This window comes from Streptomyces sp. NPDC002838 (assembly GCF_040295365.1).
In the GTDB taxonomy this organism is placed as follows: Bacteria; Actinomycetota; Actinomycetes; order Streptomycetales; family Streptomycetaceae; genus Streptomyces.
On the sequence record NZ_JBEOVF010000042.1, the window covers coordinates 63640 to 79474 of the forward strand.

Sequence of the window (15835 nt, forward strand, 5' to 3'; positions counted from 1 at the left end):
ATGCACTACGACCGCGAAGTCACCGAGCGGCGGCTCGCCCGGGTGCTGAACGAACGCATCCGGCCGGCCGTGCACACCCGGTCGGTCCCCCTCCAGGCAGAGATCTGGAACGTTCCCGGCGAACCCGTGCCGGTCCGTGACGGCCTGACCGCGCCCTACCGCCCCGCGCGGGTGGGCGACCGGTGGGGGCCGGCCTGGTCGACGAGCTGGTTCCGGGTCAGCGGTACGATCCCCGCCGAGTGGGCCGGGCTGCCCGTCGAGGCCGTACTGGATCTGGGGTTCGCCACCCACTCCCCCGGCTTCTCCGCCGAGGGCCTGGTCCTCCGGGCCGACGGCACCGCGGTGAAGGCGCTCAACCCGCGCAACACCTGGCTTCCGGTCACCGAATCGGCCGTGGGCGGCGAGGAGTTCGTCCGGTACATCGAGGCCGCCGCCAACCCGGTCGTCATGCACACCGGCCCGGACGAGCTCACCTTCGGTCCCACGTCGGTCGGCGGACAGGCGCCCTGGCTCGGCGACCCGGCGGCCGATCCCGGTGAACCGCTGTACCGGCTGCGGCGCCTCGACCTAGCCGTGGTGGACCGGGACGTGTACGAACTCGTGCAGGACCTGGACGTGTTGGGCCAGCTCATGCACGAGCTGCCGGTGGACTCCCCGCGCCGCTGGCAGATACTGCGGGCGGTCGAACGCGCCCTGGACGCGGTCGACCTGCAGAACCCCGGCGCAAGTGCGGTGGCGGCCCGGGCGGCCCTGGCCCCGGCGCTGGCGGCGCCCGCGAGTGCCGGCGCCCACCGGATCTCGGCGGTGGGGCACGCGCACATCGACACGGCCTGGCTGTGGCCGCTGCGCGAAACGGTGCGCAAGGTCGCCCGGACCGTCTCCAACGTCACCCAACTGATGGACGATCACCCGGAGTTCCGGTTCGTGATGTCCCAGGCCCAGCAGCTCGCCTGGCTCAAGGAGCACCGGCCCGAGGTGTACGCCCGCGCCCAGGAGAAGGCGAAGGCAGGCCAGTTCCTGCCCACGGGCAGTCTGTGGGTGGAGCCCGACACCAACCTCACCGGCGGCGAGTCGCTGGTGAGGCAGTTCGTCCACGGCAAGCGCTTCTACCTCGAGGAGTTCGGCGTCGAGACGGAGGAGATGTGGCTGCCGGACACCTTCGGCTACAACGCGGCGCTGCCACAGCTGATGAAGCTGGCCGGAGTGCGCTGGTTCCTCACCCAGAAGATCTCCTGGAACACCACCAACAAGTTCCCCCACCACACCTTCTGGTGGGAGGGCATCGACGGCACCCGGATCTTCAGCCACTTCCCGCCCGTCGACTCCTACAACGGCGACCTGTCCGGCGCCGACATCGCCCACACGGTGCGCAACTTCCAGGACAAGGGCGCCGCCAGCCACTCCCTCGTCCCCTTCGGCTACGGCGACGGAGGCGGCGGCCCGACCCGGGAGATGCTGGCCCGCGCCGCGCGCCTGGCCGACCTGGAGGGCTCGGCCCGGGTCGCTCTGGAGAGGCCCGCCACCTTCTTCGCCCGCGCGCACGCGGAGTACGAGGCGAACGGCGGCGCCCCCGTGTGGTCGGGCGAGCTGTACCTGGAGTTCCATCGCGGCACCCTGACCAGTCAGCTCGCCACCAAGCAGGGCAACCGGCGCGGCGAGCACCTGCTGCGCGAGGCCGAGTTGTGGGCGGCCACCGCCGCCGTGCGCCACGGGCACCCGTATCCGTACGAGGCCCTGGACCGGCTGTGGAAGACGGTGCTGCTGCACCAGTTCCACGACATCCTGCCGGGCACCTCGATCGCCTGGGTGCACCGCGAGGCCGAGGAGACGTACGCCGCCGTCGCCCGGGAGCTGGAGCAGATCGTCGAGGATGCGCAGCGCACCCTGGCCGGATCGGGCGACGGCACGGTCGTCTTCAACGCCGCTCCGCACGACCGCGCCGGCGTCCCGGCGCTGGGAGCCGGCCTCCGAACCGACTCGGGCGAGGGGAACGTGCCCCCGGTTCCGGACGGCGACGGCTTCGTCCTGGACAACGGCCTGATCCGGGTCACCGTCGACGGGCGCGGACTGATCACCTCCGCCTACGACCGCACAGCCGACCGCGAAGCGCTGCCGCCCGGCGCGAGTGCCAACCTGCTTCAGCTGCACCAGGACTTCCCCAACCAGTGGGACGCGTGGGACATCGACGTCTTCTACCGCGACACCGTCCGCGACCTCACCGACATCGAGTCGGTCACCGCGACCGGCAGCGGCGTCCACGTGGTCCGAGCCTTCGGGGCCTCCCGGATCGAGCAGACCCTGACCCTGCCCGCCGGCTCCCGGCGGCTCGTGATCGACACCGTCGTCGACTGGCACGAACGGGAGAAGCTGCTCAAGGCCGCCTTCCCGCTGGACGTACGCGCCGCGCACTCCACCGCCGAGATCCCCTTCGGGCACGTCGAGCGGCCCACCCACACCAACACCAGCTGGGACGCGGCCAAGTTCGAGATCTGCGCGCACCGCTTCCTGCACGTCGGTGAACGCGACTGGGGTGCCGCCCTGGTCAACGACTCGACGTACGGCCACGACGTCACCCGTACCGTGCGCCCCGACGGCGGTACGACCACCACGGTCCGCCTCTCCCTGCTGCGCGCCCCCCGCTTCCCCGACCCGGACACCGACCAGGGCACCCATCGGCTCCGCTACGCCCTGGTGATCGGCGCCGACATCGCCGACGCCGTCCGCGAGGGCTACCACCTCAACCTGCCCGAGCGCGCGCTACCGGGCAGCACATCCGTCGCTCCGCTGGTCTCGGTCGACCACGAGGGGGTGGTCATCGAGGCCGTGAAGCTCGCCGACGACCGGTCGGGCGACGTCGTCGTCCGGCTCTACGAGGCCCACGGCGTCCGTGCCCGCGCCACCCTCACGACCGGGTTCCCGCTCGCGTCCGCCACCGCCACCGACCTCCTGGAACGCCCGCTTGACGACCCGGCGAGCCAGCAGGTCACCGAGGGCACGGTCCGGTTGAGGCTGCGCCCGTTCCAGATCCTCACCCTGCGCCTGGTGGCGGCATAACGACCAAACAGTTCCCGCACCTCTCTTGACACGCCCGTGAGAGGGAGGCAGCTTTTTATCGATACAAAGCTACCGAGCCGCCCACCCTTGGAGTACCTCCGTGGCCAACGCCACCGCGATCATCAACCTCGACATCGAGGGCCGAAGATCAGCCGCCACCTCTACGGCCACTTCGCCGAGCACCTCGGGCGCTGTATCTACGGCGGCTTCTGGGTCGGGGAGGACTCGCCCATCCCCCACGAGGGCGGCATCCGCCTCGACGTCGTCGAGGCCCTGCGTGCCCTGAACATCCCCAACCTGCGCTGGCCCGGCGGCTGTTTCGCCGACGAGTACCACTGGAAGGACGGCATCGGCCCCCGCGACCGGCGCCCCCGCATGGTCAACACCCACTGGGGCGACGTCGAGGAGAACAACCACTTCGGCACGCATGAGTTCATGGCCCTGTGCGAACTGCTCGGCGCCGAGCCGTACATCAGCGGCAACGTCGGCTCCGGCACCGTGCGGGAGATGAGCGAGTGGGTGGAATACCTCACCCGCGACGGCGACAGCCCCATGGTCCGGCTGCGCAAGGCCAACGGCCGCGACGAGCCGTGGCGGGTGAAGTTCTGGGGCATCGGCAACGAGACCTGGGGCTGCGGCGGCAACATGCGCGCCGAGTACTCCGCCGACCTGGCCCGCCAGTACGCCACGTACTGCCGCGACCACGGCGACAACCAGCTCTACCGCATCGCCGCCGGCGCCTCCGACGACGACTACAAATGGACCGAGACCCTGATGCAGCAGATCAGCTGCTTCGGCTGCGAGGCCACCCCGCGCACCTTCTTCCAGGGCCTGTCCGTCCACTACTACACGCTGGCCGGGCCCTGGGAGGCGAAGGGCAGCGCCACCGACTTCGACACCGACGACTACTACCGCACGATGCTCTCCGCCCGGAAGACCGACCGCATCCTCACCGGCCACTCCACCGTCATGGACCTCTACGACCCCGGCCGCACGGTCGGCCTGGTCCTGGACGAGTGGGGCACCTGGTGGGACGTGGAGCCGGGCACCAACCCCGGCTTCCTGTTCCAGCAGAACTCCCTGCGCGACGCCCTCGTGGCCAGCACACACTTCGACATCTTCCACAAGCACGCCGCACGCCTGTACATGGCCAACATCGCCCAGACCGTCAACGTCCTGCAGGCGATGCTCCTCACCGACGGCGACACACTGGTCCTGACCCCGACCTACCACGTGTTCGAAATGAACAAGGGCCACCAGGACGCCACCTCACTCGCCGTCCACCTGCGCACCGAGGGCGCCCGCCGCCACGTCGGGGACGCCGAACTGGACACCCTGTCCGCCTCGGCCAGCGCCAAGGACGGAACCGTCCTCATCTCGCTGTCCAACCTCGACGCCGAAGAGCCCGCCGAGGTGACACTCGACCTGCGCGGCCGCTCCATCAGCGAACCGACCGCCCGCCTCCTGACCGCCGACAAGCTCCAGGCCCACAACACCGCACAGGCACCAGGAGCGGTCGCTCCGCGCCCCTTCGACGGCCTCAAGGTCACCGCCCAGGGCATCACCCTGACACTGCCACCCCACTCATTCCTCACCGTCCAAGCCGCACTGGCCTGATCACCGCCCACCGACCGGAATGGCACGCCCTGCCCATGACCCGATCCGCACGACCGATCCCCGAACGACACCTGCGTCCGCCGATGGGCTGGAACAGCTGGGACTGCTACGGCACCACCGTCACCGAGGAAGAGGTCCTCGCCAACGCGACGTTCATGCGGGACCACATGCTCGGGCACGGCTGGGACACCGTGGTCGTGGACATCCAGTGGTACGAGCCCACGGCCCGCACCCACGGCTACAACCCGGACGCCCCGCTGGTCCTCGACGGCCACGGCCGCCAGATGCCCGCGCCGAACCGGTTTCCCTCGGCGGCGGGCGGCGCGGGGTTCGGACCGCTGGCCGACCGCGTGCATCGACTCGGTCTGCGTTTCGGCCTGCACATCATGCGTGGCATCCCGCGCCGCGCCGTGGCCGCCCGGCTGCCCGTGGCGGGCACCGACTTCACCGCCGACGAGATCGCCGACACCGGCTCCGTATGCCCCTGGAACACCGACAACTACGGCCTGAACCACGATCATCCGGGCGCCCAGGCGTACTACGACGCACAGGTCGCCCAATTCGCCCGGTGGGGCGTCGACTTCGTCAAGGCCGACGACATGCTCTTCCCGTACCACGAGCGGGAGATCTCCGCCTATGCCCGCGCCATCGCCCGCAGCGGCCGGCCCATCGAGCTGAGCCTCTCCCCCGGCACCGACGTCTCCCTCGCGCACCTGGACCACCTGCGGGAGACCGCGACCATGTGGCGCGTCTGCGACGATCTGTGGGACCGGTGGGAGGATGTGGAGGCCCAGTTCGCCCGCATGGCCCGGTGGGCCCCATGGCAGGGCACAGCGTCGACAGGCGGCTCCGCCGCGGGCGGCTGGGCGGACGCCGACATGCTGCCTCTGGGCCGCGTCGGCATCCGGGCCGAGCGGGGCGACGACCGCCTCAGCGCCCTCACCCGCCCCGAGCAGATCAGCCTGCTGACGCTGTGGCTGATCTCCCGCTCGCCTCTCATGATGGGCGGCGACCTGCCCACCAGCCCGACGGAGACGATCGAGCTGCTCACCAACGACGAAGTGCTCGACGTCCTGTGGCACAGCAGGGACAACCGCGAGGTCCTCCGCGAGAAGGACCTCGTCCTGTGGACCGCCCGCGACACCGACGGCCGTACCCGCTACGCCGCCGTGTTCTCCCTGGCCGACAGCCCCAAGCAGGTCACCGTCCCGCTCGGCTCCCTCGGCGCCCGGCCCGACGACCGCGTCCGGGAACTGTGGACCCGCACCGACACCCCGCACGACGGCCACGGCCTGCGCGCCGACCTCCCCGCCCACGGCGCGGCCCTCTACCGCCTCACACCGCCCGACACCACCGGCTGACCGGGGGCGGAACCCTGTCCCGCGCCCGCGGGGCAGGGCTGAGGTGTAATGGGGTCGGGTGGGCCCTGGGACCACAGAACAGGGGCGAACGTGGCAACGATCCAGGACGTGGCGAAGGCCGCGGGAGTCTCGGCGATGACGGTCTCGAACGTCATCAATGACCATCCCAACGTGCGCAAGGCGACGCGGGAGAAGGTCCTCGAAGCGATGGCCCGGCTCGACTACCGGGTCAACGTGGCGGCCCGCAATCTGCGCAAGGGCCGAACCGGCACCATCGGTCTCGCCGTCCCCGAGGTGAACAGCCCCTACTACGGCCGGCTGGCCGTCGCCATCATCGCCGCGGCCGAGCGGTACAGCCTCCGGGTGTGCATCGAGCGGACCGGCGCCTCGCGGGAGAACGAGCTGGACGCGCTGTCCCTGTCGCGCAACCGGCTCTACGACGGGCTCATCCTCAGCACCGTCGGCATGGGGCCGGCCGACGTCGAGCGGCTCAAGGTGGACTACCCGGTGGTCATCCTCGGCGAGCGGATCTTCGGCGGTCCCGTGGACCACGTCGCCATGCCCAATGTGGACGCGTCCCAGGCGGCCACCCGCCACCTGGTCGAGCGAGGCTGCCGACGCATTGCGATCGTGCGCGGACCGGTCGGCGAGGAGATCGACGTCTCCAGCCTCCGCTTCACGGGCTACCGCCAGGCGCTGCGGAACGCCGACCTGCCCGTGGACCCCGCCCTCGTGCAGAGCGTGGAGACGCTCACCATGCGCGCGGGTGCCCGGCGCGCCCGGGAGATGGTGGAGAGCGGCCTCGACTTCGACGGCGTGTTCTGCGTGACCGACACCGTGGCCATGGGCGTGCTGCGCGGCCTGGCCGACGCCGGCGTACCGGTGCCGGAGCAGGTCAAGGTGATCGGCTTCGACAACGTCGAGGAGAGCGAGTTCCTCGTCCCCTCACTGTCCACCATCGATCCGGACCACGACGTGATGGCACGGCGGGCGGTCGACCTGCTGGCCAGGCGGATCGAGCAGACCGAGCCCGGCTCGGACCGGGAGGAGTTCGTCGGTGACTTCTCCGTCGTGATCCGGGAGTCGACGGGTGGCTGAGCCCGGCGGCGTACTCCGAAAGCCGGACGGAACGGAGCGAGCGTGAGTGGGCCGCCCCTACTCCGGCGGCGTCGGCGTGTCGTGCGTGCGGTACATCGCCTGGACGTCCAGCTCCAGCTGGACCGTCGGACCGACCACCGCGATGCCGCGCGCCAGCATCGAGCGCCAGTTGAGCGTGTAGTCCTCGCGGTGCAGCTCCGCCTTGGCCAGGGCGGCGCAGCGCAACTCCTCGCCGTAGCCGCCGTTGACCATGCCCAGATACGTCGTGGCCAACGACACCGACCGGCTCACACCGTGCATGGTCAGGGTGCCCAGCAGCGACCACTTGCTGCCGCCCCGGTAGGCGAAGCGGGTGCTTCGGAAGTCGATGTACGGAAAGTTGTCGACGTCGAGGAAGTCGGCGGAACGCAGGTGCGTGTCCCGGGTGTTGTTGCCCGTGTTGATGCTGGATGCGTCGATGCGCACGTGGACGCGGGAATCGGACACGTCCCGCATGACCTGGATACCACCCTCGAAACGCTCGAAACGGCCGTGCACATGGGCCATGCCGACATGCTTGGCGATGAAGCGGATCGCCGTGTGCGGCGGGTCGAAGAGCCAGGTGCCGGGGACCGGGAGTTCGGCCTGCCGGGCCGGCTGGAGCCAGACGCGCTGCGAGGACACGCCGGCATCGGCGACGACCTCGACGGTCTCGCGGTGCGGTTCCAGCCCCTCCGCCAGGATCAGCAGGCTGTAGCTGCCCGGCGGCAGGACGGCCATGAACAGGCCGTACGGGTCCGTGGTGCCGCGTGCCGAGACCTGGTGGCCGCGGAGTTCCGTCACCGTCACATCGGCGGCGCCCAGGGGCTGGTTCACCGGGTCCAGGACCTCACGGACGACGACACCCGCGCCGGCCGGCACCGGGAGCGCGAGGCCCGCAGCGCCCCCGGAGGCGTTCTTCAGTCGCCGCCGGAGCAGTCCGAGGGGCATGGTGTTCACCTTTCGGTTTTCGTCGGTCAGGATGTCGTTCGGGGCCGGTCGCCCGCGTACGCCGCTCTCAGTACGTCCAGTACGCCCGCCCTGCTGATCGGCCGCGGGTTGGGGTACGCCTGCCCGGTCACCTCGCGTGCCGCGACCGTCAAGTCGGCTTCGACGAGGCCGAGTTCTGCCAGGCAGCGGGGTGCGCCGAGGCGGCCGGACAGCTCCCGGAGGGCGTGCGGGGCGTCGTCGGTGTCCAGGGCTCGGCCGAGCGCCGTCATGGCCTCGGGCGCGGCGGGCGCGTTGTACGCGAGGACGTACGGCAGGACCACTGTGTGGGTCTCGGCGTGCGGCAGGCCGAAGGTGCCCCCGAGGACGTGGCACAGCTTGTGGTGCAGGCCCATGGTGGTCGCACCGAACGCGGCACCGCAGAGCCAGGCTCCGTAGAGGGCACGGCCGCGGGCGTCCAGGTCCCCGGGATCGGCCGCCACGCCGGGCAGGGCGCCCGCCATGGCCCGTGCGCCCTCCTCGGCCATCAGCGACACCAGCGGTGAGGCGTCCGGCGCGTACAGGGCCTCGGCCGCGTGCGCCACCGCGTTGATGCCGCTGGTCACGGACAGGGCCACCGGGAGCGACAGGGTGAGTTCGGGGTCGTAGACGACGCTGCGCGGCAGGACCGACGGGTCGCGGCCGGTGCGCTTGGCGCCGTGTTCGGTCAGGCCCCAGACGGGCGTCATCTCGGAGCCGGCGTATGTCGACGGCACGGCGACCAGCGGCAGACCGGTGCGCAGCGCGATCACCTTGCCGAGGCCGATCGCGGAGCCGCCGCCGACGGCCACGCAGCCGTCGGCGTCCGCGGCGCGCGCCGCCTCGACGGCACGGTCGGCGGCCTCCGCGGGCACGTGCATCCGGGCCTCGGCGTGCAGCCCGGCGCAGGCGTCGCCCAGCGCTTCCGCGACGGCCCGGGCCGTCCGGGCGCCCCGTGGCCCGCTGACCACCAACAGCCGCCGCAGCCCGAGCCGTTCGGCCTCGTCCGGGGTCGCGGTGACCGAGGCGCCGGGCCGCAGGACGACCCGCATGGGCCGGGCCTCGTAGGCGAACTCCTTCATGACCGTGCCGGGTTGAGTACGAGGTCGAAGTGCGCGTGCCGGAACGGGTTCGGGACGCCGAACTCCCGTGCCGGGGACGGGTCGTCGGTCTCGGTGAAGTCCTGGACGAGGCTTTCCTTGACGGCGAACACGGCATCCGAGTCGAGGTGGTCGCTGCCCGCCACGAAGATGTGCGTGGTCACCGGCGGATGCCCTTCGGCCGAGGCGATGAAGTGGATGTGGGCCGGGCGGTAGGGGTGCCGGGCGGTCGCCCTGAGGAGGTCCCCGACGGGGCCGTCCGTGGGGATCGGGTACGGGCTCGGTACGCAGGTGCGGAACCAGAAGCGGCCCTCGTCGTCCGCCGTGAACAGTCCGCGCCCGTTGCCCGGTGGCTGGACCTCCGGCTGCTGCACGTCGTAGTAGCCCTCGGCGTTCGCCTGCCAGACGTCGAGGACCGCGCCGGGCAGCGCGGTGCCGTCCCGGGACAGCACGCGCCCGCTGACCACGCACGGCTCGCCGCCGCCGACCAGGTCGATGTCGGCGCCGAGTTCACGGACCGGGGACTCGGTCATGTGGAAGGGGCCGAGAACCGTCGACTCGGTCACGCCGCCGCGGCCGTCGCTGTTGATCGTCTCGACGAGCATCGAGACGCCGAGCACGTCCGACAGGAGGACGAACTCCTGCCGGGTGTCCGTGCAGGTCTGCCCGGTCGCCGTCAGGAAGTCGACGGCCTTCTCCCACTCCGCCATGGTCGGCTCGGTCTCGCGGACGAAGGCGTGCAGGTGGCGGGTGAGGGCGGCGAGCAGTTCACGCAGCCGGGGGTCGGGCGTGCCCTTGAGGCTGTCGACGACGGCCTCGGTGAGGTGGGTGGTGAATTCGCTGGTCATGTCCGGGGATCCTTCCGGTCAGGCGTGCCCGAGGATCCGCCGCACCGCATCGGTCAGCATGCGTTCGGCGTCCTCGTCGGAGGCGGCCGCCGTCGCGTGCCGGAAAGCGACGTAACCGTCCGGCCGTACGAGGAGTGCTCCCCCGTCGGCCACCTCGCTGAGCCGCGCCCAGTCCCCGTACGGGTCCTCGTACTCCTGGCCGGGTCCGATGACGACGGTGGCGATCCCCAGGTCCTGGGCCGCGGCCGCCCGCAGCCAGCCCGCGCCGCCGATGCCGGTGAGCAGGGTGAAGCGGCCCCGGCCGACGGTGTCGAGCGTGGACAGGGTGCGGGTGCCCGAGGTGATCCAGGCGTGCGGGAGCTTGGCGCCGGGGCGGGAGGATGGTTGGTGGTACAGCTCCGGGTCGCGGTCGAAACCGGGGTCGGGGGTGCCGTCGGGGACGATCGCGGCGGAGGCGTAGCGCTGGTTGAGGTCGACGCCGTGCGCGTTGAACTCGTACACCTTGAACGCGATTGCCTCGCGCAGCTTCGCACGCTGCTTCTGAGCCGCCTCGGTGTCGTCCTTGCGGGCGGCGATGTTGGCCCACAGCTGTTCGGGGGTCTGCGGGGAGAGCCCGTCGAGCGCCTCGAAGACGGGGGCGGTCTCGCCGATGGACTTGTTGGCGCGGGTGACGATCTGCCGGCCGATCGGGGCGCGTTCGGCGGTGTAGGTGTCCAGCAGCTTCGGGGACGCGGTGCCGTCGAGGACGAGCTTGAGTTTCCAGGCCAGGTTGTAGGTGTCCTGGATGGAGGTGTTGGAGCCGAGGCCGTTGGACGGCGGGTGGCGGTGCGTGGCGTCTCCGGCGCAGAAGACCCGGCCGCTCGAGTACGTCTGCGCGTACATCTCGTTGACGGTCCAGGCCGAGGACGACTTGACGGTCACCGGGATCTCGTCGTCGCCGACCAGTTGGCGGATGACGGACTCGGCGTACTCGGTGGTCAGGTCGGGGGCGCCGGCGGTGACGTCGTACCCCCAGACGATCAGCCACTCGTTCCAGGGCCTCACGCAGCGCACCAGGCCGGCGCCGATGCCGCCGACGGTGGCGCCCGGGGCGAGCACCCAGTACAGGGTGGACGGCCGGTGGGCGGTGTACTTCGACAGGTCCGCTTCGAAGACGATGTTGATGCTGCCGGCCACCCCCATCTGGCCGCCCATCGGCAGTCCGGCGTCCTCGGCGACCTGCGAGCGGCCGCCGTCGGCGCCGATGAGGTACTTGGCGCGGATGGTGTATTCGTCGCCGCGCAGCCGGTCCTCGACGGTGACCGTCACACCGAAGGCGTCCTGGACGAAGGACTTGTAGACCGTGCTGAAGCGCAGCTGCGTGCCGCGCGCGACCGCCGCGTCGACGAGCACGGGCTCCATGAGGTGCTGGGGCATGTCGCACATGCGGGTGGGGCTGGCGAGCTCGTGCGCGGCCTGCACGAGCGGGTCGTTGCCCCAGGAGCGGACCCGGCCGAGCTCCTCGCCGGCGAGGCTGGTGCAGAAGGTCGTGTTGCCCATCAGGTGCTGCGGCGTGGCCTTCGCGACGACCTCCTGTTCGACGCCGAGGTCGCGCAGGACTTCCATGGTGCGCTGGTTGGTGATGTGGGCCCGGGGCGTGTCGGCGAGGCTCGCGTAGCGGGTGACGACGATGTTCGGCACGCCGTAGGTGCTCAGGGCGAGCGCGGCGGAGGCGCCGGCGGGGCCACTGCCGACGATGAGTACGTCGGTGACGACATCGGGCTCGACGGTGTGCACGGGAAACGCTCCAGGGAATGAGGACAGGCGTCGACTGTTCAAGATCATGTAGGGAGACGCGGGAAGTCGGGTGTCTCAATACGAGACAGTGCACCGGACTCGTCACAGGTTGTTGTGTATTCAACCGCTCCCGGTAGGCTGAGCGATGTCGTGACCACCGCAGAGCGCCCCTCCGTCCGCCCCGCCCTCGCTTCGCTGCGCAGGGCCCGTGAGCTGTTCCTCCTTGGGCGGCAACTGCCCGACGGGGTACCGGAAGAAGTCGTCGCCGCCTGGAAGCGTGCGCGGTTCTTCGGCGTACGGCACGACGTGAAGGACCCGGCGCCGGAGCATTCCGTACGACCTCCCGCGTCCCCCCTGCTGACCGCGGCCCGGCCCGTGCTCGAGCGGATCGCCCCGGCTCTCGGCACCGGGCAGTCGGCGCTCGTCCTCACCGACGAACGGCCGCGGGTCCTGTGGGTGACCGGATTCGCGCCGGACGACCTCCGGCGCCTGGACCTCTCCGAGCAACTGGTCGGCCACAACAGCGCGGCCCTCGCGCTGCGGACGGGCCGCCGCGCCGAGGTGCACGGCCCCGAGCACTTCCTCGACCTGTGGCAGGACGTCTCCGCGGTCAGCGTGCCGGTGCGGGCGCCGGAGACCGGACAGCTGCTGGGCACGGTGACGGTGACCTCCGGACTCTGCGCCGGGTGCGGGCCGCATCCGGGCGCCCCGCTCGCCGAGGCCGCGGCGATCGCCGTCGAGGCGGAACTCCTCGCGCGGTCGCGGGCGGCGGAACGGGTGCTGCTGGACGCGTACCTGCGGGCCGCGGGGGAACGGGGTCGCGCGGTCGTCGCCCTCGACGGTCGCAACCGGCTCGTCAGCGAGGCCGCGGCAGAGCTGCTGTCACCGGAGGGGCTGGAGGCGCTGGAGCGGGGCGCGGTCGCCCTGCTGCGGGCCTCGGGCGACGGGCCGCCATCGGAGTCCGAGGCGGCCTCGGGTACGGCTACCGGGCCCGGAAGCGGCTCGGCACCGGATCCTGCCGCACGTCTCGGAGCAGAGCCGGACTCGGCATCGGGCACTGCCGAAGCCCCTGCGGCGAACCCGCATCCGACATCCGGTCCCGCCGACGGGCCCGAAGTGGCGACCGGCCCGGCGCCCTCGGCCTCGTACCGCGTCCGGCTCCCGGACGGCACGGGGTGCACCGCGACCCTCACCCCGGTACCCCACCTGGGCTCGGTCGTCGGCGCGGTCGCCCTGCTGGAACCGGTGGTTCGTACGACCGTGACGCCGGCAGCGCGGCCCGTCGAGGGACTGGCCGGGCGATCGGTGCCCTGGCGCCATGCGGTCGCCCGCGCGGTGGAGTTGACCCGGTCCCCCGAGCCCCTGCTCCTCGTGGGCGAGCGCGGCACCGGGAAGGCCTCGCTCGCACGGGAACTGGTCGCGAACCCGTTGATCATCGACGCGGCGGAAAGTGAACTCCGCACCTGGGTCGACGAGTTGGTGAATGGTCACCCAATCCTCATCCGCCATGTCGAGCGTCTCGCGTCACCCGACACAGCGACCCTCAACTCGCTGCTCGCCTCGCATCCAGGAGTACCCCTGCTGGCCACCTACACCCCCGGAGCACCGCCCGGCCCGTGCCTCCAACGGCTCCTGGACACCCTGGCGGCACGCTCGGTCACTCTCCCCGCGCTGCGCGAACGGCCCGATGACATCAGGGAGTTGCTCACGGCCCTGACTCCCAGACCCGCACCCGGGCGGCCCCCGCTCACCTGGACACTGGACGCGTTGCGGGCTCTGGAGCAGCATCCATGGCCCGGCAACATCACCGAACTCGCCCACCTGGTCCGGGCTTTGGCCGAACGTCGTCGCGCGACCGGTCCCGTCCGGCGCACCGAGCTGCCGGACCCCGTACGTGAGGGCCCCGCGACCCGGCCGCTCAGCCCGATGGAACAAGCCGAGCGCGCCGCCATCCTGGAGACCCTCCACCTCCACGGCGGCAACAAGGCCCGCACGGCGGCGGCCCTGGGCATCGCCCGCGCCACGCTGTACCGGAAGCTGCGGGGCTATCGGGGCTGAACCCGTTCACGAAACTTTCGTCAGGTCGGCAGACCTTTCCTGAGCGCGGGCGACTGGCGCATCCTGTGATCCGTGGTGCTGCCCACCGCCAAGGCGAGCTGAACACCTCCGACCAGACCGGGGCGACGGCCCCATGAAGGAACCAGATGACGCGGAAGAAGGCCCTGGTGGTCCGAGGCGGATGGGAGGGACACCAGCCGATCCAGGCCACGGAACTGTTCCTGCCCTTCCTTCGAAGCAGCGGATACGCCGTCCGGATCGAGGAGTCGACCGACGTCTACGCCGACGCCGCCGAGATGGCCGGCACCGACCTCGTCGTGCAGTGCGTCACGATGTCGGAGATCACCGCCGAGCAGCTGTCGGGACTGAGCGCGGCGGTCGTGGCCGGCACCGGCTTCACCGGCTGGCACGGCGGCATCGCCGACTCGTTCCGCGCCTCCTCCGACTATCTCCACCTGGTGGGAGGCCAGTTCGCGACCCACCCGGGCAAGGAGCCGTGTGAGCGTCGGGGGGAGGCGGAGGACAACTACCTGCCGCACGCCGTCAACATCACCGAGCTCGGCCGCGAGCACCCCATCACCGCGGGCATCGAGGACTTCGAGCTGTACACCGAGCAGTACTGGGTGCTCCACGACGACCTGATCGACGTCCTGGCCACCACCACCCACCCCGCCAGGCCGTGGCAGCCCTGGCACCGGCCGGTCGGCTCGCCCGCGGTCTGGACCCGTCGGTGGGGCGCGGGTCGCGTCGTGGTGACGACGCCGGGGCACAGCCTCGACGTGCTCGAGAACCCCAACGTCCGCACGATCATCGAAAGGGGCATGCTGTGGGCGACGCGCACCGCATCGGCGTCGTAGGCCTCGGAGTCATCTCCCGCGCGTACCTGGACACGCTCCTCGGCCATCCCGCCGTGCGCGTCACCGCGGTCGCCGACCTCGACGCCTCCCGGTCGGCCGCGGTCGCCGCCGAACTGCCCGGCGTCGAGGCGCTGACCGTCGAGGAGTTGCTGAGCAGCCCGGACGTGGACACGGTGCTGAACCTCACCGTCCCCGCGGCCCACGCCGAGATCGCCCTCGGCGCCATCGGCCACGGCAAGAACGTCTACGGAGAGAAGCCGCTGGCCGCCGGCCTCTCCGACGCCCACGCCGTCATGGAGGCCGCCGCTCAGGCAGCGGTCGGTGTGGGGTGCGCGCCGGACACCGTCCTGGGCACGGGAATCCAGACTGCGCGGGCGGCTGTGGAGGCGGGGAGCATCGGACGCCCCCTGTTCGCCTCGGCCGTGCTGGTCACTCCGGGACACGAACGCTGGCACCCCCACCCCGACTTCTACTACACCGCCGGGGGTGGCCCCCTGCTGGACATGGGGCCGTACTACCTCGCGTCGTTGGTCCACCTGCTGGGTCCGGTGCGTGCCGTGATCGGGGCGTCCAGCCGACTGCGGACCGAGCGTGTCATCGGTTCCGGCCCGCGCGCGGGTGAGCGGATACCGGTCGAGGTGGACAGTCATGTCTCCGGTGTGCTCGAGCACGTGGACGGGGCCCTGACGACCATCACGACGAGCTTCGACGGCGTGGCCACGACGGCGGCGCCGATCGAGGTCCACGGCGAGACGGGGACGCTCACGGTTCCGGATCCGAACCGCTTCGACGGCGAAGTGCGGCTGTGCGAACTCGGCGACACACATTGGCGCACGCTCCCGCCGTCGGCGGGCTACGTCGGCGCCGCACGGGGCATCGGCCTGCTCGACTTCATCGCCGCCGACGGACAGCGGGCGCCTCGCGCGAACGGCGATCTCGCCCTGCACGTGCTGGAGGCGATGAGCGCCCTCCTCCGCTCGTCGGCCGAGGGGCGACGCATCGAACTGACGACGTCGACGGCACCGCCCGTTCCCGTTCCGCTGACGGCCGCCGAGGAGTGGCGAGGGGGCGAGTAGGAGGAC

At 71.4% G+C, this 15835-nt stretch carries 11 protein-coding genes; 7 read left to right on the plus strand and 4 right to left on the minus strand.

Annotated features, from left to right (window positions below; translation table 11 throughout):
* The 4 genes from ABT063_RS38220 to ABT063_RS38235 all read left to right on the plus strand — a co-directional run bounded on the left by ABT063_RS38220 (position 1) and on the right by ABT063_RS38235 (position 7130).
* Positions 1–3054: an alpha-mannosidase gene (locus ABT063_RS38220; protein WP_351065102.1), complete on the plus strand. Its 3054-nt coding sequence runs from the start codon at positions 1–3 to the stop codon at positions 3052–3054.
* A gap of 87 nt (positions 3055–3141) precedes the next feature.
* A complete protein-coding gene (locus ABT063_RS38225) occupies positions 3142–4671 on the plus strand; it encodes an alpha-N-arabinofuranosidase (protein WP_351065103.1) in 1530 nt (509 codons plus the stop codon).
* 35 nt (positions 4672–4706) lie between these two features.
* Positions 4707–6032 (plus strand): glycoside hydrolase family 27 protein, encoded by a 1326-nt coding sequence (locus ABT063_RS38230; RefSeq protein ID WP_351065104.1) that lies wholly within the window; start codon positions 4707–4709, stop codon positions 6030–6032.
* A 90-nt stretch (positions 6033–6122) separates the two neighbouring features.
* Positions 6123–7130: a LacI family DNA-binding transcriptional regulator gene (locus tag ABT063_RS38235; protein WP_351065106.1), complete on the plus strand. Its 1008-nt coding sequence runs from the start codon at positions 6123–6125 to the stop codon at positions 7128–7130.
* A 57-nt stretch (positions 7131–7187) separates the two neighbouring features.
* Here ABT063_RS38235 and ABT063_RS38240 read toward each other — a convergent pair whose 3' ends face one another.
* Genes ABT063_RS38240 through ABT063_RS38255 form a run of 4 tightly spaced genes read right to left on the minus strand, consistent with a single transcriptional unit; the run spans position 7188 to position 11838 of the window.
* Complete coding sequence (locus tag ABT063_RS38240; protein ID WP_351065108.1) at positions 7188–8099, minus strand: YceI family protein; 912 nt, start codon at positions 8097–8099, stop codon at positions 7188–7190.
* Positions 8100–8125: 26 nt separating this feature from the next.
* Positions 8126–9196, minus strand: coding sequence for a maleylacetate reductase (locus ABT063_RS38245; protein ID WP_351065109.1), 1071 nt, complete (start codon positions 9194–9196; stop codon positions 8126–8128).
* Positions 9193–10062 (minus strand): intradiol ring-cleavage dioxygenase, encoded by an 870-nt coding sequence (locus tag ABT063_RS38250; RefSeq protein ID WP_351065111.1) that lies wholly within the window; start codon positions 10060–10062, stop codon positions 9193–9195. Before ABT063_RS38250 ends, ABT063_RS38245 begins: the two co-directional genes overlap by 4 nt.
* Positions 10063–10080: 18 nt before the next feature.
* Complete coding sequence (locus ABT063_RS38255; RefSeq protein WP_351065113.1) at positions 10081–11838, minus strand: FAD-dependent oxidoreductase; 1758 nt, start codon at positions 11836–11838, stop codon at positions 10081–10083.
* A 150-nt stretch (positions 11839–11988) separates the two neighbouring features.
* On the opposite strand from ABT063_RS38255, the gene ABT063_RS38260 reads away from it, so the two are divergent.
* The 3 genes from ABT063_RS38260 to ABT063_RS38270 all read left to right on the plus strand — a co-directional run bounded on the left by ABT063_RS38260 (position 11989) and on the right by ABT063_RS38270 (position 15829).
* On the plus strand, positions 11989–13896 hold the full coding sequence (locus ABT063_RS38260; RefSeq protein WP_351065115.1) for a helix-turn-helix domain-containing protein: 1908 nt from the start codon (positions 11989–11991) through the stop codon (positions 13894–13896).
* Positions 13897–14042: 146 nt separating this feature from the next.
* The gene (locus ABT063_RS38265; RefSeq protein WP_351065117.1) at positions 14043–14753 is read left to right on the plus strand and encodes a ThuA domain-containing protein; all 711 of its coding nucleotides are present in this window, start codon (positions 14043–14045) and stop codon (positions 14751–14753) included.
* Positions 14723–15829, plus strand: a complete 1107-nt coding sequence (locus ABT063_RS38270) for a Gfo/Idh/MocA family protein (protein WP_351065119.1) — start codon at positions 14723–14725, stop codon at positions 15827–15829. Before ABT063_RS38265 ends, ABT063_RS38270 begins: the two co-directional genes overlap by 31 nt.
* Positions 15830–15835: the final 6 nt, after the last annotated feature.